Genomic DNA, 21,887 nt, shown 5'->3' with positions numbered 1-21,887 from the left:
GGGATGAAAGCCGTATTCCAGACAGATAGAGGGAGAGTGCGTCTTCATAATGAAGATGCAGGTGGTATATTTAGAAATAGGGACGGTTTCCGCCTCGCCATTGTAGCCGATGGGATGGGCGGTCACCGTGCTGGTGACGTAGCAAGTGAGATGACAATCAGTGCTTTAAAAACAAAATGGGAAGCAGCAAGTGGGATTAATACGGCCGGTGATGCTGAGAGCTGGCTTAAGGAGCAAATTAAGAAGGTCAATCTATTATTATTAGACCATGCAACCAATAACTCTGAATGTGACGGGATGGGGACAACGATTGTTGCTGCCATTACCACGGACACTTTTGCTACCATTGCCAATATTGGTGACAGCAGAGGTTATTTGCTCAACGAATCCGGCTTTAAACAGATTACCGAAGACCATTCCCTTGTTAATGAACTAGTTAGATCCGGACAAATATCAAAAGAGGATGCCGAACATCATCCACGGAAGAATGTTTTATTACGGGCATTAGGGACGGAAAAAACAGTCGAAATAGATATCAAGACAATTATTTTTGAAGAAGGAGACATCCTTTTACTTTGTTCCGATGGTTTATCCAATAAAGTCAATGAAGCAGAGATGATGGAACTATTGCAAAATGATGGGAATTTACAGCAAAAAGCAGACACCCTTATCTTACTTGCAAATGAAAATGGCGGAGAGGATAACATTACACTGGCTATTGTTGAGTTTTCTGAAACACGCGAGGATGATGTTTAGATGTTGATTGGAAAAAGATTAAGTGGCCGCTATAAAATATTGGATATGATTGGCGGAGGAGGCATGGCCAATGTCTACTTGGCCCATGATATGATCCTTGACCGAGATGTTGCGGTGAAAATGCTTCGACTGGATTTTGCCAATGATGAAGAATTTATTCGCCGATTCCGCCGAGAGGCACAATCAGCAACAAGTCTTGCACATCCAAATATTGTAAGTATTTATGACGTTGGCGAAGAAAATGATCTTTATTATATTGTGATGGAATTTGTAGATGGTCAGACGTTGAAACAATACATACAGCAAAATTCACCACTTCGAGTGGAAGATACCATTGGAATTATGAGACAGCTTACGTCAGCTATCTCGCATGCCCATCAAAACCATATTATCCATCGTGATATAAAACCGCATAATATTTTGGTTGACCACGAAGGTAACGTGAAAATCACGGATTTTGGTATTGCAATGGCACTTAGTGCAACAAGTATCACGCAGACTAATTCAGTCTTAGGTTCCGTGCATTACTTATCACCTGAACAAGCACGAGGTGGCATGGCTAACGGAAAGTCCGATATTTATTCACTAGGGATCGTCATGTTTGAACTATTGACAGGCAGGCTTCCATTTTCTGGGGAGTCAGCGGTGTCGATTGCTCTAAAGCACCTTCAGTCGGAAACCCCTTCTGTCAGAAGATGGAATCCAAACATCCCGCAAAGTGTTGAGAATATTGTCTTAAAGGCTACCGCAAAGGACCCCTTTCATCGTTATAATAGTGTAGATGAAATGGAGGACGATCTGCGTACGGCCCTTAATCCAGAGCGAATGGATGAATTGAAGTTTACCATTCCAGTCGATGATGATGCTACAAAAGCAATTCCAGTTATCACAAATCACCAACCCTTAAAAAATTTGGATGAAACAATGGTCCATAGTAATGAAAAAACAGCGAATAACCAGAAAGATACGTCGAATAAAGGAAAAACAAACACAAAAAAGCGGAAAAAGTGGCCGATTGTTTTAATATCTACTTTTTTTGTTCTAGTCATTCTTGCTATATTAACTTTTACCTTTTTACCAAGTTTGTTAGCTCCTAAAGATGTAAAAGTACCAGACATAAGCGGGATGACCTTAGATGATGGGATTTCCAAACTTAAGTTAAACGGATTAGCAGCCGGTAATCAAGTTGAAATTACGGATGAAAATGTAAAAGCGGGGAATATAATAAAGACTGTCCCTGAAAGTGGAAGTGCTGTAAAAGAAAATTCAAAGATAACCATTTATGTCAGTACAGGTAAAGAGAAATATGAATTATCCGATTATGTTGGAAGGCAGTATGAGGATGTTATTCGTTTACTTGAAGAGCAAGGATTTAAAGATATAAAAAAAATGGAACAAACGGATGACAGCGAACCTGGGACAATTCTTAGTCAAGATCCATCCGGCGGAGAAAAGGTTATTCCAGAAGAAACAATCCTTGAATTTGAAGTCAGTAAAGGGCCGGAAAAAATTGTCTTGAAAGATTTAACTCAATACAATTTAAAAATGGCACAAGACTACGCCTCCTTGGTAGGTCTATCCTTAGATGCAGCTGAGGAAAAATACGATGAAAAAGTTCCTGCTGGAATGGTAATTTCTCAGAATCCAGCTGCAGGGACTGAATTAGAAAAAGGTGACAAGGTTAAGGTAGTCATTTCAAAGGGGAAAGAAGATAAACCGCCTAAAGAAGTGATTATTGAATTAACCATTCCTTATGAGCCAGTTGTACCAGGGGAGCTAGGTCAGAAACAACTTGTGAACATTTATATTGAGGATATGAACCACAGTATGACTGAACCTGCTGATACCTTTTATATTACGGAAAATACGAAAAGGCAAATTAAATTAATGATTCCATATGGCAAGAAGGCCGGTTACAAAGTCATTCGTGATAACAAGGTGATTATCGATGAAAATAAAAACTATTCAGATGTAGATTCAGAAACTACAACAGAATCAACATCAGAAACAACTTCAGAAACAACTTCAGAAACCAATACTGGTACAACTACGGACACAGCGACTGACACAACGGCAGAATAATTAGTATTACGCTGATCCTGAATAAGATGGATAAAATTCGTGTAGATTTTAAAGGAAGAAATTAATTATTTGGTAAGTAAAGGGGCAAGGAGTGTAGCTATGCCTGAAGGGAAAATTGTCAAAGCTTTAAGCGGTTTTTATTATGTTCTTCATGATGACAAACTAATTCAATGCCGCGGCCGTGGCGTTTTTAGGAAGAACAAGATCACCCCGCTAGTTGGTGATGAAGTTGTTTTTCAAGCTGAAAATGACTTAGAAGGTTATATTTTAGAAGTAAAAGAACGTAAAAATGAATTGGTTCGTCCGCCGATTGCCAATGTGGAACAAGCAATCCTTGTCTTTTCAGCGGTCGAACCAGATTTTAGCACCGTGCTTTTAGATCGTTTTCTTGTCTTGGTGGAGTTTAACGCCATAGAACCATTAATCTGTATTACCAAGATGGACCTCACCAATAAAGAAGAAAATGAGAAGATTGTTGAATATGCAGACCAATATAGGGCTGCAGGATATGAGGTAATTCTAACCTCATCTGAAACAGAAGTAGGAATTGAACTGCTAAATCCGCATATCGAAAACAAGATTTCAGTTTTTGCCGGGCAATCAGGTGTCGGGAAATCATCATTGTTGAACGTGTTAAGGCCTGATCTAGAATTAAAAACAAATGATATTTCTTCACACCTTGGCAGAGGAAAACATACGACTAGACATGTTGAGCTTATTAAGGTTGGAAATGGACTCATTGCTGATACTCCAGGCTTTAGTTCCTTAGAGTTCAATAATATTGAAGTGGAAGACTTAGCCTCTTGCTTTCCAGAGATTCAAAGAGCGAGTGAAAATTGTAAATTCCGTGGCTGCCTGCATGTGACTGAGCCTAAATGCGGGGTAAAGGCAGCTGTTGAATCAGGTGAAATTCCGTCCTACCGGTATAAGCATTATGAGGATTTTTTGCAGGAAATTAAAGATAGAAAGCCGAGGTATTAACATGGTGAAAATAGCACCTTCTATACTTTCAGCCGATTTTTCAAAGTTGGGGGAAGAAATTATTGCTGTTGATCAAGCAGGAGCGGATTATATCCATATTGATGTGATGGATGGCCACTTTGTACCAAATATAACGATTGGCCCACTTATTGTAGAGGCTGTCCGACCAGTTACCAAGCTGCCGCTGGATGTCCATCTGATGATCGAAAATCCCGATCACTATATTGAGACTTTTGCTAAGGCAGGAGCAAATTATATTACTGTGCATGTCGAGGCGTGCCGCCATCTGCACCGGACAATTCAAAATATCAAATCATTTGGGGTTAAGGCTGGTGTCGTCCTAAACCCAGCCACTCCTGTCGAGTCAATACAACATATTATCGGGGACATTGATATGGTGTTATTAATGTCAGTTAATCCAGGCTTTGGGGGGCAAACCTTTATACCTGAAGTACTTCCGAAAATAAGAAAGGTTAAGGAAATGGCGGAGCAAAAAGGGCTGTCAGTTGAGATTGAGATTGATGGCGGTGTCAATCCAGAAACGGCAAGACAATGCATCGAAGCGGGTGCCACTGTTCTTGTGGCCGGTTCTGCTGTCTACAATCAAAAGGACTATAAGCAGGCCATTTCACAACTAAGAGGGTAAAGCCAGGCTTACAAAGCTGGCTTTTTCTTATAAATAGATAAGGTAATTGACTTTGAAAATTGTCTAGCTCCAGCGCCTAGCCCCTCGATGGTCTACAGCTTATCCAGTTGCGGCTCCTTGGGACGCAAGTCTAGCCATCCCCTGAAGAAGGAAAAAACGCCTTCTTGCAGGGGCCGTCTTAGCCTAGAGTCCCAGGGCAGTCGCCTCCACATTTAGGTCAATCCGTCCAAAAGGTTAAAAAACAACCTTTCGGCCGGCTCGTCTTATGCTTGGCTACAGTCAAAGCTATCGCTTTCTGTACGCATTAAGGGCGGCTAGTCTTTGACCCTGCTTTCGACGGCCAGTCAACAAGTCGCCCTATATCGGGGCTGACCAAGGCGCTTGTACTTTTCTTATGTAAAGGGGAATGTTTGATGATTATCAATATACTTGCAGGGGGACCGGAAGAGTTACTCCCTGATTTAAGCAGTTATCAAGGAGATGAGACAATCTGGGTAGGGGTTGACAGGGGGGTTTTTCACCTGCTTAACCGAAACATTATCCCGGAAAAGGCATTTGGAGATTTTGATTCTGTTAGTGAAGAAGAATTATCAGTAATTGAACATCAAGTAACCGGCATAAAAAGATATAAACCGGAAAAAGATGAAACCGATATGGAACTTGCCCTCAATTGGGCACTTGAACAAAAGCCCGAACGTATCCATCTGTTTGGTGCAACGGGCGGAAGGCTTGATCATTTGCTTGCCAATGTCCAATTGCTGCTGAATCCGATTAAAACAAATAACCCTGTCAACGTTTACATAGTTGATGAAAAGAATATTGTTTTTTTAAAAGAGGCCGGACACTATAAAATTAAAAAAATGGCTTCAAAAAAATATATTTCGTTTGTCCCTCTAACCCTTGATGTTACTGATCTCACGCTGGAAGGCTTTAAATTTCCACTTAAAAACCGTCATATCTACCTTGGTTCCACACTATGTATTAGTAATGAACTTATTAGTGATTATGGTACTTTTTCATTTTCCAAAGGCATATTAATAGTGATAAGAAGTAACGATTAATATGCACTTCAATATGGTACTGTTTTCGTTCGTTTGAATACTATGTAGGGGCGTGCGGAAAAAGTGGCTTTAAAATAAGCTGTGGTAGATTTGTGAGGAGGGACAGTATGAAATTTTATACAATTAAACTGCCGAAATTCTTAGGCGGACTTGTCCGGGCAATGATTGGGGCATTTAAAAAAGGCGAATAGATACAGACCTTCAAATTATGGGCACCCTTCAGATTGGGTGCTTTTTATTTGTATTTCAGGTAATACTAAAAAGCATCGTTTTAAATTGTTCTTTTTTGTTCATAAATAATAAAGTACAATTTTGCCAAAAACAAAAAGCATCCAATAAATGGATGCTCGCATGTTTTATACGCGTTCTACTTTACCAGATCTTAACGCTCTTGCAGAAACCCAAACACGCTTAGGCTTTCCGTCAACAAGAATACGTACTTTTTGTAGGTTAGCACCCCATGTACGCTTGTTAGCGTTCATAGCGTGTGAACGTGTGTTACCAGTTGTTGTTTTCTTTCCAGTTACTACACATTTACGTGGCATTATGATTTCCCTCCTTAACTACCAAAAGCTTAGAACAGCATCTATTAGATGTTCATTTGGATATAGAAAATTGTATAAAAATTTTCTAGACTTGAGATACCTTAATAATTTATCACACAACCAAATTGATTGCAATAGTTGTGTACAAACCTTTCAAGAAAAAATCCTTGACATAGGTATCTGTAAAAGGCTGTTCTTGTATCATCCAAGTATGGCTTTCATTATTTCAGTGACTATAGTAAAATGACTGTAGTCAAAGAGCAATTATCCAAAGGGGGAACGATTCATGTCCATTGAATTAAAAACAAAGTACGGACAAATTGATATTTCAAATGAAGTAATTGCAACAATTGCCGGAGGAGCAGCAATTGAATGCTATGGAATCGTCGGAATGGCCTCTAAAAACCAAATTAAAGATGGAATCACGGAAATACTACGTAAAGAAAACTTTACTCGTGGTGTGATTGTACGCCAAGAAAACGAGGCATTACATATTGATATGTACATTATTGTCAGCTATGGAACGAAAATTTCCGAAATTGCCCACAACGTGCAATCAAAGGTTAAATACACCCTCGATCAGACAGTTGGACTTGCCGTTGACTCGGTTAATATTTACGTTCAGGGAGTTCGTGTGACGAACCCGTAGTGAGGAGGAAAGTTTGTGTCAATAACTGCATTAGATGGAAAACGTTTCGCCGAGATGGTGATCCAGGGTGCCAATCATTTGTCTGCAAACGCCAAAATGGTTGATGCATTAAACGTTTTTCCTGTCCCCGATGGTGATACTGGTACTAATATGAATTTATCGATGACCTCTGGGGCCAAGGAAGTAAAAAATAATAGCCACGACCATATTGGTAAAGTAGGAGCAGCTCTTTCAAAAGGTTTGTTAATGGGAGCACGTGGAAATTCCGGGGTTATTCTCTCGCAATTATTCCGTGGCTTCTCAAAGGCAGTGGAGTCTAAAGCCGTCATTTCTGGAAGTGATTTTGCTCATGCCTTAGAATCAGGTGTGGAAACAGCTTATAAGGCTGTCATGAAGCCTGTCGAGGGGACCATTTTAACGGTTGCAAAGGATTCGGCTAAGAGTGCCGTTACGGCAGCTCAAAAGTCAGAAGATATTATCTATATTATGGAAGAAGTGTTAAAAGAAGCAAAAGCATCCCTTAAGCGCACACCAGATTTGCTTCCTGTCTTAAAACAAGTAGGCGTTGTTGATAGTGGCGGACAAGGACTTGTTTTTGTATATGAAGGCTTCTTAGCACAATTAAAGGGCGAAAGTCTGCCGGAATCATCGGACTTGATTCCTTCCATGTCGGAGTTAGTTAGTGCAGAACACCATAAAAGTATTCAAGGACACATTAACACAGAAGATATTGTGTTTGGTTATTGTACTGAATTCATGGTTCGTTTTGAGCAGGAGAAGGTGGCTAAACATCCGTTTGACGAAGGTATTTTCCGCGATGATTTAAGTAAATATGGTGACTCCTTATTGGTAATTGCCGATGAAGATGTTGTAAAAGTCCACATCCATTCGGAACAGCCAGGTGAAGTATTAACCTATGGTCAGCGGTATGGTAATTTGATTAACATGAAAATTGAAAACATGCGTCAGCAGCATACAAATATTGTTGGTGACACACATGTGGCAGCGAAATCTGCAGCTAGCCAGGCAACAAAAGAAATCCAGGAATATGGGATTGTTACTGTATCAATGGGTTCAGGAATTGCTGAGTTGTTCCGGAGTATTGGAGCACATGCTGTCATCGAAGGCGGGCAGACGATGAACCCAAGTACAGAGGATATCGTGAAAGCGGTTAAAGATGTCCATGCGAAAAAGGTATTCATTTTACCAAACAACAAAAACATCATCATGGCGGCTGAACAAGCAAAGGATGTTGCCGATGAAGAAATCTTTGTCATTCCTTCTAAGACAGTACCGCAAGGGTTATCAGCTCTCTTAGCCTTTAATCCTTCTGCAGCCGTTGATGACAATGAAGCGGCCATGAAGGAAGCGTTAAATCATGTCAAATCCGGGCAAATCACATTTGCTGTTCGTGATACCTCTATTGATGGCTTAGAAATTGAAAAAGACGATTTCATGGGAATCTCAGAGGGGAAAATTGTCGTCAAAAACAAAGATAAAGGGAAAGTGTCTCAAGACCTATTAGCTGAGATGCTTGATGAGGACTCTGAAATTCTTACCATTATCTACGGTGAAGATGTGACAGAGGAAGAAGTAGCGAAACTAACTTCTTTCGTTGAAGAAAACTATGAAGATGTGGAAATTGAAATTCATGATGGTGGACAACCATTATATTCATATATCTTTTCAATTGAATAAGAAACAGCTAAAATAGAAGGGGGACTTTGTCTTTCCCTTCTTTTTTATGTTTAAAAATTTTCAAACAAATTCCTCTGGATACCGTAATATAAAGATAGAACTACACTAAGGAGAGAAACCTAATGAAATATAGAAGTGTGTTCGATATCATTGGTCCAGTTATGATTGGACCATCTAGTTCTCATACAGCTGGGGCAGCCAGAATCGGAAGAGTGGCTAGAAGCTTATTTGGCAGAGAACCCAAATGGGCTAACATTTCTTTATACGGCTCATTTGCTAAAACCTATAAAGGACATGGTACAGATGTAGCCATAGTAGGTGGCTTACTTGATTTTGATACAGATGATACAAGAATTATTCATGCGATCGATCTCGCAAAACAAAAAGGGATGAAACTTCGTTTTATAGAAGAAGAGGCAGTGACAGATCACCCAAACACAGCAAGAATCATTATTGGGGATCAACATGGTGAGTTGGAATTGGTAGGGATATCAATCGGTGGCGGGAAAATTGAAATTATTGAGCTAAATGGATTTGAATTAAAGCTTTCAGGAAATCATCCAGCTATTTTAGTTGTTCATAATGACCGTTTTGGAGCGATAGCAAGTGTGGCTCAAATCCTTGCCAAATATGAACTGAATATCGGCCATATGGAAGTCGCCCGTAAAGATGTTGGCAAGATGGCCCTAATGACGATCGAAGTAGATCAAAATATTGATAACAAGATTCTTACAGAGCTAGAACAGCTTCCGAACATATTAAAAGTAACAAAAATTGTGGAATGATACGAAATAGGGAGTGCCTTGAACGGGGGCTTATTGCCCTGAACCCACAGGCACAGCAGCTAGAACATTAAGAGGGGGGAAGGTTTGTGTTTCGTAATGTCGCTGAATTAGTAGAATTGGCCATTAGCCAAAATAAAAAAATATCCGAAATCATGATTGAGCAAGAAGTGAAGGTTACAGGCAAAACAAGAGAAGAGGTCCTTTCTTTTATGGATCGGAACTTAACCGTCATGGAGCAAGCAGTGGAGAGAGGCTTAAAAGGAGTAACCTCACACTCAGGTTTAACCGGCGGTGATGCTGTCCTTCTTCAAAAATATATTGAAAAAGGAAATTTTTTGTCTGGTGAAACTATTCTTGATGCAGTAAGTAAAGCGGTTGCGACAAATGAAGTAAATGCAGCAATGGGAACCATTTGTGCAACTCCAACTGCTGGTTCAGCAGGAGTTGTACCGGGTACCTTATTCGCTGTGAAAAGGAAACTCAATCCAACTAGAGAGCAAATGATTGCATTTTTATTTACCGCAGGTGCATTTGGATTTGTTGTCGCTAATAATGCGTCGATTTCAGGAGCAGCTGGGGGTTGTCAAGCAGAGGTTGGTTCCGCAGCAGGAATGGCAGCTGCAGCAATTGTAGAAATGGCGGGCGGATCACCAAATCAGTGTGCAGAGGCAATGGCCATTACCTTAAAGAACATGCTTGGATTGGTCTGTGATCCTGTTGCCGGTCTTGTGGAAGTTCCTTGTGTGAAACGGAATGCGATGGGTGCAGCCAATGCCATGGTAGCAGCGGATATGGCGTTAGCTGGAATTACAAGCCGTATTCCATGTGATGAAGTAATTGATGCTATGTATAGAATCGGCCAATCAATGCCGACTGCCTTAAAAGAAACAGCGCAGGGAGGGTTGGCGGCTACACCGACAGGTCGTGAACTAGAGGCTAAGATCTTCGGTATACCGCTCAAAGTAAAGTGAGTTCAGAACTTAATCAATCAATAACCGCGTTAAAAGGAATTGGGGAAGAAACGGCAGAATCCTTTGCGGAAATGAGGATTTATACAATCCGTGATTTATTAGAATACTTTCCGTACCGATATGAAGATTATTCGCTTAAAGACCTAGCCGAAGTGCAGCATGATGAGAAAGTGACAGTGGAAGGGAAGGTTCATAGTGAGCCTTCTCTTAACTATTTTGGCAAGAAGAAGTCAAAGTTGACCTTTAGGCTTTTTGTTGGGTCTTACCTGATAAAGGTAGTTTTCTTTAATCAGCCCTATTTAAAAAGTAAGATCCATATGAATGAAACTATTACTGTCACTGGCAAATGGGATGCACATCGGCAAACCATTACTGCAAATGAAATGCAAATGGGATATAACACGAAGTCAACCGACTATGAACCTGTCTACTCCTTAAGAGGTAAGGTCACAACAAAAGGGATGAGGAAATTTATTCACCTTGCCTTTCAACAATATGGGCAGGAGATAGAAGAAACTCTTCCGGAAACTTTCTTGAAAAGATATCGTCTGATGGGCAAACGGGATGCACTTAAAATCATGCACTTTCCAAATAGTCCAGAAGAAGTTAAGCAAGCAAGAAGGCGCTTTGTATATGAAGAATTTCTATTGTTTCAATTGAAAATGCAAGCACTACGGAAATTTGAACGAGAGCATTCGCCAGGGATCAAGCAAAAATATGACTTGGATAAATTAATGGAGCTAATTAATAGTCTTCCATTCCCATTAACCAATGCCCAAAAGAAGGTTGTTAATGAGATATTAGCAGATTTAAAATCACCCTACCATATGAATCGTCTTCTACAAGGTGATGTAGGTTCCGGTAAAACGGTTGTTGCTGCCATTGGACTCTATGCAACAGTAACAGCGGGCTATCAGGGGGCCTTAATGGTACCAACAGAGATTTTAGCTGAGCAGCATGCAGGATCCTTAAAAAATATGTTAGAACCTGTTCATGTCAGATGCGAACTATTAACAAGCTCGATTAAAGGCAAACAGAGACGTGAAATTCTCCAAGATTTACAGGAAGGCAAGGTCGATATCTTAATCGGTACCCATGCACTCATCCAAGATGAGGTTTACTTTAATAAACTCGGGTTTGTCATTACAGACGAGCAGCACCGTTTTGGGGTGGAGCAGCGAAGGATTTTGCGGGAAAAGGGTGAGAATCCAGATGTTCTGTTTATGACAGCAACTCCAATTCCTCGAACACTGGCTATTACAGTTTTTGGAGAAATGGATGTGTCGATCATTGATGAGATGCCGGCGGGAAGAAAATCAATTGAGACCTATTGGGCAAAACCGGAAATGCTAGAACGCGTCCTCGGGTTTATTGAAAAAGAATTGACGAAAGGACATCAGGCCTATGTGATATGTCCATTAATTGAGGAGTCAGAGAAGCTTGATGTGCAAAATGCAATTGATGTTCATTCGATGTTAAGTCACTTTTTTCAAAACAACTTTAAAGTTGGGCTCATGCATGGCCGTTTATCATCAGAGGAAAAAGATTCGGTGATGAAGGCATTTAGTGAAAATGAAGTACAAGTCCTTGTTTCCACAACTGTTGTCGAGGTGGGAGTAAATGTTCCTAATGCCACCATTATGGTCATTTATGATGCGGAGCGATTCGGTCTTTCGCAGTTGCATCAGCTGCGCGGCCGTGTTGGACGTGGGAGTGCTCAGTCATATTGCGTACTTTTGGCAAGTCCAAAATCTGAAGTAGGCCAAGAAAGGATGCGGATTATGACTGAAACAAATGATGGGTTTGTCTTAAGTGAAAAGGATTTAGAGCTAAGAGGGCCTGGGGACTTCTTTGGGAAAAAACAAAGTGGAGTTCCAGAGTTTAAGGTGGCTGATATGGTACATGATTATCGCGCACTTGAAACAGCCAGAAGTGATGCAAGCATGCTGATCAGTTCAGATTTTTTTTGGACAGACCCAGAATATCAATATTTGCGAAATAAAATAAAGGAATCAGGCGTGTTAGAAGGGGAAAAACTAGATTAAATAGTAAAAATCCCCATCACTTTCAATCCGTCTATTCAGTGCCCGGCAACTCGTATTTCACCTGACGTAAACCGGGCACTTCCGTAATTCTTTTAAATTTAATCTTGCAATCTGTCTTTTTAAATTTTATACTACTCATAGTACCTAGTCATAAGAGCTCGGACGGTGTGAAAAAATCATGAGAAGAAGCAAAAAAGAACGCCAACAATTATTAACTACAACCATTAAAGAAAATCCTTTTATTACAGATGAGGATTTAGCTGAAAAATTTCAAGTGAGTGTTCAAACGATCCGTCTTGATCGGTTAGAGTTATCCATTCCGGAACTGCGTGAACGAATTAAAAACGTTGCCGAGAAACGGTTTGATGATGAAGTCCGTTCCTTACCATTAGAAGAAGTAATTGGTGAAATTATACATATGGAACTAGACCATAACGCCATTTCTATTTTTGATGTAAAAAAAGAACATGTGTTCAAGCGCAATAATATTGCGCGCGGACATCACGTTTTTGCTCAGGCGAATTCTCTTGCTGTTGCTGTCATTAACGACGAATTGGCCTTAACGGCCAAAGCGAATATTCAATTTAAACGTTCTGTAAATCTAAATGAACGGGTAATTGCCAAAGCAAAGGTAACCAAGATAGAGGATACGGGGAGAACGTTTGTGGAAGTAGATAGTTTTGTGAATAACGAATTGGTTTTTACCGGAGAATTTGAAATGTACCGTTCGAAAAATAATTAAGGGGATGAGACACATGAAAATAGCAATCGATGCCATGGGCGGAGATCATGCCCCAAAAGAAATTGTTTTAGGTGCAATGAAGGCTGTTCAGGCCTTTTCGGATATACATATTACCCTTGTTGGGGACCAAAACAAAATCAAAGAAACACTAACAAATCACGAGAGAATTTCTTGTTTACATACAACTGAAATAATACTTGGAACGGATGAACCAGTAAGAGCGGTTCGCCGAAAAAAGGATTCTTCCATGGTATTAACCGCTAAACAAGTTGCCGATGGGTTAGCTGACGCCTGCATCTCTGCAGGGAATACGGGTGCATTAATGGCAGCCGGTCTATTTGTTGTAGGGCGAATTGAAGGGATTGACAGACCAGCCCTTGCACCTACATTGCCAACCATTGGAGGAGAAGGCTTTCTTTTGCTAGATGTTGGTGCAAATGCCGATGCCAAACCAGAACATTTAGTTCAAAATGCCATCATGGGTTCGATTTACAGTGAAATGGTTAGAGGTATTGAACGGCCGAGAGTAGGGCTCTTAAATATCGGAACGGAAGAAAAGAAAGGTAATGAGCTCACAAAAAATACCTTTACCTTATTAAAAAATACGCATTTGAATTTTGTCGGCAATGTCGAGGCACGTGATTTACTTGACGGTGTTGCAGACGTCGTGGTAACCGATGGGTTCACCGGTAATATGGTGTTGAAAACACTTGAAGGCACCGCACTATCGATGTTTAAAATGCTTAAAACAGCATTGATGAGCAGCTTTACAAGCAAACTAGCAGCAGCAGTCCTCAAGCCAAACCTAATGGCGCTAAAAAATACAATGGACTATTCAGAGTATGGCGGTGCTGCCCTATTCGGTTTAAAGGCACCTGTTATCAAGGCCCATGGCTCATCCAATGCCCAAGCGATCTTTAGCGCAATCAGACAGACAAGGGAAATGGCGGGAAACAATGTAGTCCAATTAATTCAAAAAGCAGTAGCAGAATCTGATTCTGTTAAATTAGAACAATAGAGGTGTTAAAATGAGTAAACTAGCCTTTGTTTTTCCTGGACAAGGTTCACAAACAGTAGGAATGGGGAAAGAGTTAGCGGAAAAACATCCGGAAATCATGGAGTATTTTTCAAAAGCTGATCAAAGATTGAACGTTCCTTTAAGTAATCTAATCTTTGAAGGTCCAAAGGAAGAGTTGACTTTGACGTACAATACTCAGCCAGCATTGCTTACAACCAGTATCGCCATCTTAGACTTCTTTCAACAATCCGGGGTAAAGGCTGATTTTGTTGCCGGTCACAGCTTAGGAGAATATACAGCTTTAGTTTCTGCCGGGGTGCTTTCTTTTGAAGATGGAGTGTACGTCGTCCGCAAGCGAGGAGAGTTTATGGAACATGCGGTACCAAATGGTGAGGGTTCCATGGCCGCTGTTCTTGGGTTGGATCGGGATGCGCTTCAAAAGGTAACAGAAGAAGTATGCGCAACTGGTATGCCAGTTTCATTAGCCAACTTAAACTGTCCCGGCCAGATTGTTATTTCTGGATCAAGGGAAGGTGTAGAGGCTGCAGGTGTGAAAGCGAAAGAAGCAGGGGCAAAACGTGTTCTTCCTTTAGAAGTAAGCGGACCTTTCCATTCTACCTTAATGAAACCGGCAGCTAATCAATTGCGTGAAGTGTTAGATGGTCTTGAAATGAAGAATGCCGAAATCCCTGTAATCGCAAACGTTACGGCCGAACCGATTAGTGCCAGTTTAGATATCAAAGATAAGTTAATTGAGCAACTATACTCCCCGGTATTATGGGAAGACTCCGTTGAAAAGATGATCAGTCTTGGGGTTGATACATTTATTGAGATTGGACCTGGGAAGGTTCTTTCTGGCTTAATCAAAAAAATTGACAAGACAGTCAAAACATATTCGGTATCTGATGAAACGAGTGCTCAAACCGTGTTGGACGCTTTAAAGGAGGAAAAACTATGACTTTAGCAGGGAAATTTGCTCTTGTAACAGGAGCATCCCGGGGGATCGGCAGAGAAATTGCTTTGGAACTGGCAAGACAAGGTGCCAATGTGGCCGTCAATTTTGCAGGCAGTGAAGCAAAAGCAAATGAGGTAGTCGATGAAATTAAGGCCCTTGGCCGAGATGCCTTTGCGGTAAAATGTAATGTAGCCGATACAGAAGCCGTGTCAGAAATGGTGAAAGAGACAGTAGACCGTTTTGGAAGACTAGACATTCTCGTTAATAATGCTGGGATTACCCGAGATAATCTGTTAATGAGGATGAAGGAAGAGGAATGGGATGATGTCATCAACACCAATCTAAAAGGTGTGTTCCTCTGTACAAAAGCCGTAACTAGACAAATGATGAAGCAGCGTGTTGGTCGTATCATTAATATTGCTTCTGTTGTCGGTGTAAGTGGAAATCCAGGTCAGGCCAACTATGTGGCCGCAAAAGCTGGTGTTATCGGCTTAACGAAAACAACTGCTAAAGAACTGGCATCACGTAATATTACTGTAAACGCGATTGCTCCTGGGTTTATTACCACCGATATGACAGACCAATTATCTGAAGAAGTAAAGGCAGAAATGTTAAAGCAAATTCCTCTCGCTCGGTTAGGCGAACCAAAGGATATCGCAAAAATTACCGCCTTTATCGCATCAGATGATTCATCCTATATCACCGGCCAGACGCTGCACGTTAATGGCGGAATGGTTATGTAGGAAAAGCGGAAGCGTCTTGCCCAGAGGCGACAGGCATAAGACGAGCCTTCTTGACGGATTGGCTTATGACCCCGAACCTCTAGTCGCTGTAGCCAGACAACACGAAGAGCGACAGATTTTTCGTGTTGATTTATCGTAGGGAGATGGGCGAAGTATACTAGTCGCTGGGCACTGCAGCCGAACAATTCTCAAGGTAAAAAATTTCTTATAAAAGATTATGTATTATTTTGTGGAAATACTCTATAATAGCTTGAGGGGAGGTGAACAAGCATGGCAGAGGTATTAGAACGTGTTACAAAAATCATCGTAGACCGCTTAGGTGTTGATGAGTCTCAAGTTAAGCTTGAAGCTTCATTTAAAGATGATCTTGGTGCTGATTCCCTTGATGTAGTTGAACTAGTAATGGAATTAGAAGATGAGTTCGATATGGAAATTTCTGACGATGATGCTGAAAAAATCAGTACGGTTGGTGATGCTGTTAATTACATAAATAGCAGTAAATAATCCCGTTAGATTTATTCAAAAGCTCCGTTTTCAAACGGAGCTTTATTGTGTCTAGCGACGGCGCCAAGGGGCTCTTTGGTCTAAGCTAAGCCGCCCGAGAAGGTTAAAGAGCAACCTTCGGGCGGCTGGTTTTTGCCTTGCGCCCCTGGGCATGGCGCCTTTGCTTTTCTTACTGTATGATAGAACTTGGCAAACTATCTGCCAAGTTTCTTTGCGTTTTCATAAAATCTTTTTTAAACTCTTATTAAGTAGATTGTAAATTTGATGCAAGGTGGAGAAATTCATGCGCAAGAACGGTAAAGAAATTGAAGCAAATCGCGCAAAAGAAAATCAATTTAAAGATTTTCAAACTTCAATCGGTGTGACGATTGAAAACGAAAAGTTATTAAAACAAGCATTTACTCATTCATCCTATGTGAATGAGCATCGCAGAAAGCCATTTGAAGATAATGAAAGGCTTGAATTTTTAGGAGACGCTGTCCTCGAATTAACGGTTTCGAAATTCCTTTTTAATAAATACCCTACGATGACTGAAGGAGAATTAACGAAACTACGTGCTGCGATCGTTTGTGAACCTTCACTGGTAGCCTTTGCAAATGACCTGGAATTTGGTAAATACATTTTGCTTGGTAAAGGGGAAGAGATGACTGGCGGCAGGGAACGCCCAGCACTGCTTGCTGACGTGTTTGAAGCCTTCATTGGTGCGTTATATTTGGATCAAGGAATTGACAAAGTCGTCGAATTTCTTGAGAGAGTAGTTTTTCCTAAAATAAATGCTGGTGCTTTTTCTCATGTGATGGATTTTAAAAGTCAGTTACAAGAGCTCGTTCAGCGTGATGGAGCTGGAATTATTGAATATCGCGTTCTGCAGGAAAAAGGACCTGCCCATAATAAGGAATTTGTATCGCGAGTATCCCTTAATGGGGCAGAACTTGGTGTGGGATCAGGTAAATCCAAGAAAGAAGCAGAACAGCATGCGGCTGAAATGGCTCTTAAAGTATTAAAAACAAAAACAACTTAGAAATGACAATGTTGGCAGGAGAAATCCCCGTGCAGCATAGGGAGGATAACGAAATGTTTTTAAAACGGTTGGACATTATTGGCTTTAAATCTTTTGCTGAACGCATTGAAGTTGATTTTGTTCCTGGAGTAACAGCCGTAGTTGGTCCTAATGGGAGCGGCAAAAGTAATATTACCGATGCCATTCGCTGGGTATTAGGGGAACAATCAGCTAAGTCTTTAAGAGGCAGCAAGATGGAAGATATTATTTTTGCTGGAAGCGATTCTAGAAAAGCCCTTAATTTTGCAGAAGTGACATTGACATTAGACAATACCGATCAAGGATTAGGGATTGATTTTAATGAGGTAAGTGTGACTAGAAGGGTTTCACGCTCTGGTGATAGTGACTTCTTCATAAATAAACAGTCATGCCGCCTCAAAGATATTATTGATTTATTTATGGATTCCGGTCTTGGCCGTGAGGCTTTTTCAATTATCAGCCAAGGAAAAGTAGAGGAAATTTTAAATAGCAAGGCAGAGGATCGCCGGACCATCTTTGAAGAAGCTGCAGGAGTCTTAAAATATAAGAACCGCAAGAAAAAGGCAGAAGTCAAACTGTTTGAAACACAGGATAATTTAAATCGTGTAAATGATATCCTCCATGAGCTTGAAGGACAAGTTGAGCCGCTAAAAATTCAAGCATCAATGGCAAAAGACTTTTTAGAGAAAAAAGAAGAGCTTGAAAAGATTGAGGTGGCGTTAACGGTCTATGAAATCGAAGACCTTCACCAAAATTGGGAACAACTTTCCAAACAGTTAGAGGTGCACCAACAGGAAGAACTAAAGCTTTCCTCGGAATTACAGGTCAAGGAAGCGGCAATTGTTGAAACAAGGGACAAAATGACTGCAATGGATGAGTCAATCACTGACTTGCAGAATGTACTGTTACATGCCAGTGAAGAACTTGAAAAACTTGAGGGCAGGAAAGAAGTCCTCAAGGAACGGAAAAAGAATGCTGCACAAAATAAGGAACAGTTAAAAGGTAATATTTTAGAGCTAACAGATCGTATTAGTCAGTTAAAGAAAAATAGGGAATTACAGGCTGTTGCCGTAGAGGAACTAAGAACTATTGTTGAAAAACTGCAATTCGAACTAAAAGAGCGGCAAGAGAAGCTGCCTCTATTTTCCGAGAATATCGAAGAAAAAATTGAAGCGCTAAAAAGCGAATATATCGATTTATTAAATGATCAAGCCAGTGCAAAAAATGAAATAAAATATATTGATCAGCAATTGGAGCAGCAAGAACGCAGAGGTGCCCGTCTTGATGCTGAAAATGAAAAATATCTCGAAGAGCGTCTTACCGCTCAAAGCAAAAAGCGGGAAATTCTTACTTCCTTAGAAAAAGTACAAAAGAAATTAGCAAGTCAGTTGGTAGCATATCGTGAGGGACAGCGCGAGCTTGAAAATGTTAAGAATAATTACGATAAACAAGAAAAAACATTGTATCAAGCCTATCAGCTGCTCCAGCAGGCAAAGTCTAGAAAAGATATGCTCGAAGAGATGGAAGAAGACTTTGCAGGTTTTTTTCAAGGTGTAAAAGAGGTTTTAAAGGCTCGGGACCAAAAGTTAAAGGGAATTCAAGGAGCGGTAGCTGAGCTTGTAACTGTTCCAAAGGATTATGAAACAGCTATAGAAACAGCCCTTGGCGGCGCACTTCAACATATTGTGGTGGATACTGAGCAGAATGCCCGGACGGCCATTGCATATTTGAAACAAAATTCATATGGACGGGCTACATTTTTACCGTTAAGTGTTATTAAAGGGCGGCCTTTATCATCTACACAGCTTTATTCCATTCAAAACCATCCTTCCTTGATTGGACCGGCTGTAAGTCTTGTTAAATTTGATCCAAAGTATTCTGAGGTTATGAATAATCTGCTTGGAAATGTCATCATAACGAGGGACTTAAAAGGAGCGAATGAATTAGCAAAAATACTGCAATACCGCGCCAGAATGGTCACATTAGATGGCGATATCGTGAATCCTGGCGGTTCGATGACCGGTGGAGCGGTTAAGCAAAAATCAACGTCTCTGTTAACGAGAAAAGGGGAGCTTGAAACTTTAAAAGACAAGCTCAGCATAATGGAAGAAAAAACAGCAGGCTTGGAAACTGCCGTTAAGGGGTTAAAAGCAAAAGTTCAACAAGTTGAAAAGCAAGTGGATGAAATCCGGCAAGATGGGGAGTCATTACGCTTAACGGAGCAATCTGTTAAGGGGGACCTTCGTGAGTCCGAGCTGCAGGAGAAGAACCTTAATGACCGCTTAGCCCTTTATGACCTTGAAAAAGGGCAGTTGACTGAAGAGAGGGAATCACTCTTAAAAAGAAAAATGGAGTTAGCGGAGGCATTTGAGTCTTATAAGCTAACGATTGCCGAGTTAGATGCCCAAATTTCGATACTAACAGAACAAAAAACAAGTGATCTAAGCTCAAAAGAAACACTGACGAATGAAATTAATGAATTGAAGGTAGTATTTGCCTCAAAGAATGAACAGTTTACTCATGCAAAAGAACGCTTGACGCAGCTAAATGATGATTTAAAAGAGAGTGAGCAAAAGTATTTCATTTTTACAGAAGATCTTAACCTCTTAACTTCGGAAATGTCGAATAGTTCCTCAGGTGAAGAACAATTAGTAGCAGCTGCCAAAAGAAAGCAACAGGATAAAGAGGCAACCTTAAAGTTAATCACGGAAAGAAGACAAGAACGCTTGTTGATGCAAGACTCACTAGAAAATTTGGAATTAGAAGCAAAAGAGTTGAAGCGGCTTCATAAAGGGATGATCGTCGTATTAAAGGATGAAGAGGTAAAGATCAACCGCTTGGATGTGGAACTAGAAAATCGGCTCGCTCAGCTAAGGGAAGAATACCTCCTTTCATTTGATGGAGCGAAGGAACAATACCCATTAACTATCCCTGTCGAGGAAGCGAGAAAAAAGGTTAAATTAATCAAGCTGGCGATAGAAGAGTTAGGCAATGTCAATCTCGGGGCGATTGAAGAATACGAACGCGTTTCTGAACGCTATGAATTCTTAAACGAGCAAAAGACGGACTTGCAGGAAGCCAAAGATACCCTTTATATGGTTATTGATGAAATGGATTCAGAAATGAAGAGACGTTTCGAACAAACCTTTGAGGGGATTCGTGAACATTTTGAACCGACATTCCGAACTCTTTTTGGCGGCGGAAGGGCTGATTTAGTTTTAACTGAACCGGAGGATCTCTTAAATACCGGAGTAGAAATTGTCGCTCAGCCGCCGGGAAAAAAACTTCAGAACCTTGGACTCTTATCTGGGGGAGAACGCGCACTTACGGCGATTGCCCTGTTATTTTCGATTTTAAAAGTCCGTCCGGTTCCATTCTGTATTCTTGATGAGGTGGAAGCAGCCTTGGATGAGGCCAATGTTCACCGCTTCAGCCAATATTTAAAAAAGTATAGTAAAGAAACACAATTTATTGTCATTACGCACCGAAAAGGTACGATGGAAGAGGCCGATGTCTTGTATGGAGTAACCATGCAGGAATCAGGTGTATCAAAACTTGTATCCGTCCGTTTGGAGGAAACAAAAGAACTAGTTGAATCATAATCGAAGGAAGTGAAAACATGAGCTTTTTTAAAAAGTTAAAAGAAAAAATTTCAAAATCTACTGATTCTGTAACCGAAAAGTTTAGGGAAGGATTGACCAAAACACGAGACAGTTTTTCAGGGAAAGTAAATGATTTAGTTGCCAGGTACCGTAAAGTTGATGAAGACTTTTTTGAAGAATTAGAGGAAATTTTAATTCAGGCCGATGTCGGTTTCGACACTGTTATGCAGTTAATTGATGAGCTTAAGCTGGAAGTCAAACGCCGTAATATTCAAGACCCGCAAGAGGTGCAGAGTGTAATCTCTGAAAAGCTTGTCGACATTTATAATGCTGGTGAAGAACAATCCTCGAAATTAAACATCCAGAAGGATGGGCTGACCGTCATTTTATTTGTTGGGGTTAATGGAGTGGGGAAAACGACTACAATTGGCAAACTCGGTCATAAGTTTATGAGTGAAGGTAAGAAAGTATTAATGGCTGCAGGTGATACCTTCCGTGCCGGTGCCATTGAACAGCTCGAGGTTTGGGGTGAAAGAGCTGGAGTAGAAGTTATTAAACAGGCAGAAGGATCTGACCCAGCAGCGGTTATGTTTGATGCCATTCAAGCGGCTAAATCACGCAAAGCCGATATTTTATTGTGTGATACAGCAGGCCGTCTGCAAAATAAAGTAAACTTAATGAAAGAGTTAGAGAAGGTGAAACGGGTTATCGAACGTGAGATACCTGGTGCTCCACATGAGGTAATTCTTGTACTAGATGCAACAACCGGTCAGAATGCGCTCATCCAGGCGAAAACATTTAAAGAAGCAACTAATGTCAGTGGAATTGTTCTGTCAAAATTGGATGGTACGGCAAAGGGCGGGATCGTTCTGGCGATTCGTAATGAATTAAAAATTCCTGTTAAATTTGTCGGTCTTGGCGAAAAAATGGATGATCTGCAAGAATTTGATGCAGAAAAATATGTGTATGGGTTATTTGCCGATCAAGTAGAAAAATCAGAATAGGTTGTAAAGGTATTATCTTGACAGATATGACACAAGCCTGTAAACTACGTTTGTAAAGGTT

The 21,887-nt window shown here is 40.6% G+C and carries 20 protein-coding genes; 19 read left to right on the top strand and 1 reads right to left on the bottom strand.

Annotation, left to right across the window (positions count from 1 at the left end; translation table 11 throughout):
* The first annotated feature begins 3 nt into the window (after positions 1-3).
* The 6 genes from M3226_RS09910 (at position 4) to spoVM (ending at position 5,717) form a co-directional block, all read left to right on the top strand.
* Positions 4-756, top strand: coding sequence for a Stp1/IreP family PP2C-type Ser/Thr phosphatase (locus M3226_RS09910; RefSeq protein ID WP_251564861.1), 753 nt, complete (start codon positions 4-6; stop codon positions 754-756).
* Positions 757-2,838 carry a Stk1 family PASTA domain-containing Ser/Thr kinase gene (pknB, locus tag M3226_RS09905; protein ID WP_285857790.1) on the top strand — a complete coding sequence of 694 codons (2,082 nt, stop codon included), beginning with the start codon at positions 757-759 and terminating at the stop codon, positions 2,836-2,838.
* 99 nt (positions 2,839-2,937) lie between these two features.
* On the top strand, positions 2,938-3,819 hold the full coding sequence (rsgA, locus tag M3226_RS09900; protein WP_251564858.1) for a ribosome small subunit-dependent GTPase A: 882 nt from the start codon (positions 2,938-2,940) through the stop codon (positions 3,817-3,819).
* Between the two features lies 1 nt (position 3,820).
* Positions 3,821-4,465 carry a ribulose-phosphate 3-epimerase gene (gene rpe, locus M3226_RS09895; RefSeq protein WP_251564856.1) on the top strand — a complete coding sequence of 215 codons (645 nt, stop codon included), beginning with the start codon at positions 3,821-3,823 and terminating at the stop codon, positions 4,463-4,465.
* Positions 4,466-4,878: 413 nt separating this feature from the next.
* Positions 4,879-5,526: a thiamine diphosphokinase gene (locus tag M3226_RS09890; RefSeq protein ID WP_251564855.1), complete on the top strand. Its 648-nt coding sequence runs from the start codon at positions 4,879-4,881 to the stop codon at positions 5,524-5,526.
* 107 nt (positions 5,527-5,633) lie between these two features.
* Positions 5,634-5,717: a stage V sporulation protein SpoVM gene (spoVM, locus tag M3226_RS09885; protein WP_098528769.1), complete on the top strand. Its 84-nt coding sequence runs from the start codon at positions 5,634-5,636 to the stop codon at positions 5,715-5,717.
* Positions 5,718-5,882: 165 nt separating this feature from the next.
* Here the strand turns inward: spoVM and rpmB are convergent, their stop codons facing one another.
* Positions 5,883-6,071, bottom strand: coding sequence for a 50S ribosomal protein L28 (gene rpmB / locus M3226_RS09880; protein WP_251564853.1), 189 nt, complete (start codon positions 6,069-6,071; stop codon positions 5,883-5,885).
* A 286-nt stretch (positions 6,072-6,357) separates the two neighbouring features.
* Between rpmB and M3226_RS09875 the strand changes: the two genes are divergently transcribed.
* The 13 genes from M3226_RS09875 to ftsY all read left to right on the top strand — a co-directional run bounded on the left by M3226_RS09875 (position 6,358) and on the right by ftsY (position 21,826).
* The gene (locus M3226_RS09875; protein WP_098528767.1) at positions 6,358-6,720 is read left to right on the top strand and encodes an Asp23/Gls24 family envelope stress response protein; all 363 of its coding nucleotides are present in this window, start codon (positions 6,358-6,360) and stop codon (positions 6,718-6,720) included.
* 15 nt (positions 6,721-6,735) lie between these two features.
* Positions 6,736-8,418, top strand: a complete 1,683-nt coding sequence (locus M3226_RS09870; RefSeq protein ID WP_251564851.1) for a DAK2 domain-containing protein — start codon at positions 6,736-6,738, stop codon at positions 8,416-8,418.
* 122 nt (positions 8,419-8,540) lie between these two features.
* Positions 8,541-9,203, top strand: a complete 663-nt coding sequence (gene sdaAB / locus M3226_RS09865) for an L-serine ammonia-lyase, iron-sulfur-dependent subunit beta (protein ID WP_251564849.1) — start codon at positions 8,541-8,543, stop codon at positions 9,201-9,203.
* 86 nt (positions 9,204-9,289) lie between these two features.
* Positions 9,290-10,174, top strand: a complete 885-nt coding sequence (gene sdaAA / locus M3226_RS09860) for an L-serine ammonia-lyase, iron-sulfur-dependent, subunit alpha (protein WP_251564847.1) — start codon at positions 9,290-9,292, stop codon at positions 10,172-10,174.
* Positions 10,171-12,219: an ATP-dependent DNA helicase RecG gene (gene recG, locus M3226_RS09855; RefSeq protein ID WP_251564845.1), complete on the top strand. Its 2,049-nt coding sequence runs from the start codon at positions 10,171-10,173 to the stop codon at positions 12,217-12,219. Before sdaAA ends, recG begins: the two co-directional genes overlap by 4 nt.
* Positions 12,220-12,397: 178 nt before the next feature.
* Positions 12,398-12,961: a transcription factor FapR gene (fapR, locus tag M3226_RS09850; RefSeq protein ID WP_251564843.1), complete on the top strand. Its 564-nt coding sequence runs from the start codon at positions 12,398-12,400 to the stop codon at positions 12,959-12,961.
* Between the two features lie 13 nt (positions 12,962-12,974).
* Positions 12,975-13,979: a phosphate acyltransferase PlsX gene (plsX, locus tag M3226_RS09845; protein ID WP_251564841.1), complete on the top strand. Its 1,005-nt coding sequence runs from the start codon at positions 12,975-12,977 to the stop codon at positions 13,977-13,979.
* Positions 13,980-13,989: 10 nt separating this feature from the next.
* Positions 13,990-14,937 carry an ACP S-malonyltransferase gene (gene fabD / locus M3226_RS09840; RefSeq protein WP_251564839.1) on the top strand — a complete coding sequence of 316 codons (948 nt, stop codon included), beginning with the start codon at positions 13,990-13,992 and terminating at the stop codon, positions 14,935-14,937.
* Entirely contained in the window at positions 14,934-15,677 is a 744-nt protein-coding gene (gene fabG, locus M3226_RS09835; RefSeq protein ID WP_251564837.1) for a 3-oxoacyl-[acyl-carrier-protein] reductase, read from the top strand. Before fabD ends, fabG begins: the two co-directional genes overlap by 4 nt.
* Before the next feature lie 270 nt (positions 15,678-15,947).
* Positions 15,948-16,181 carry an acyl carrier protein gene (acpP, locus tag M3226_RS09830; protein WP_098528750.1) on the top strand — a complete coding sequence of 78 codons (234 nt, stop codon included), beginning with the start codon at positions 15,948-15,950 and terminating at the stop codon, positions 16,179-16,181.
* Positions 16,182-16,464: 283 nt separating this feature from the next.
* Positions 16,465-17,202, top strand: coding sequence for a ribonuclease III (rnc, locus tag M3226_RS09825; RefSeq protein ID WP_251564835.1), 738 nt, complete (start codon positions 16,465-16,467; stop codon positions 17,200-17,202).
* Positions 17,203-17,255: 53 nt separating this feature from the next.
* Positions 17,256-20,822 carry a chromosome segregation protein SMC gene (smc, locus tag M3226_RS09820; RefSeq protein WP_251564833.1) on the top strand — a complete coding sequence of 1,189 codons (3,567 nt, stop codon included), beginning with the start codon at positions 17,256-17,258 and terminating at the stop codon, positions 20,820-20,822.
* 17 nt (positions 20,823-20,839) lie between these two features.
* Positions 20,840-21,826 carry a signal recognition particle-docking protein FtsY gene (gene ftsY / locus M3226_RS09815; RefSeq protein WP_251564831.1) on the top strand — a complete coding sequence of 329 codons (987 nt, stop codon included), beginning with the start codon at positions 20,840-20,842 and terminating at the stop codon, positions 21,824-21,826.
* Positions 21,827-21,887 lie beyond the last annotated feature (61 nt).

This window comes from Neobacillus cucumis, from assembly GCF_023715505.1.
The sequence above is the reverse complement of the archived record's forward strand: the minus strand, read 5'-3'. Positions and strand labels throughout refer to the sequence as shown.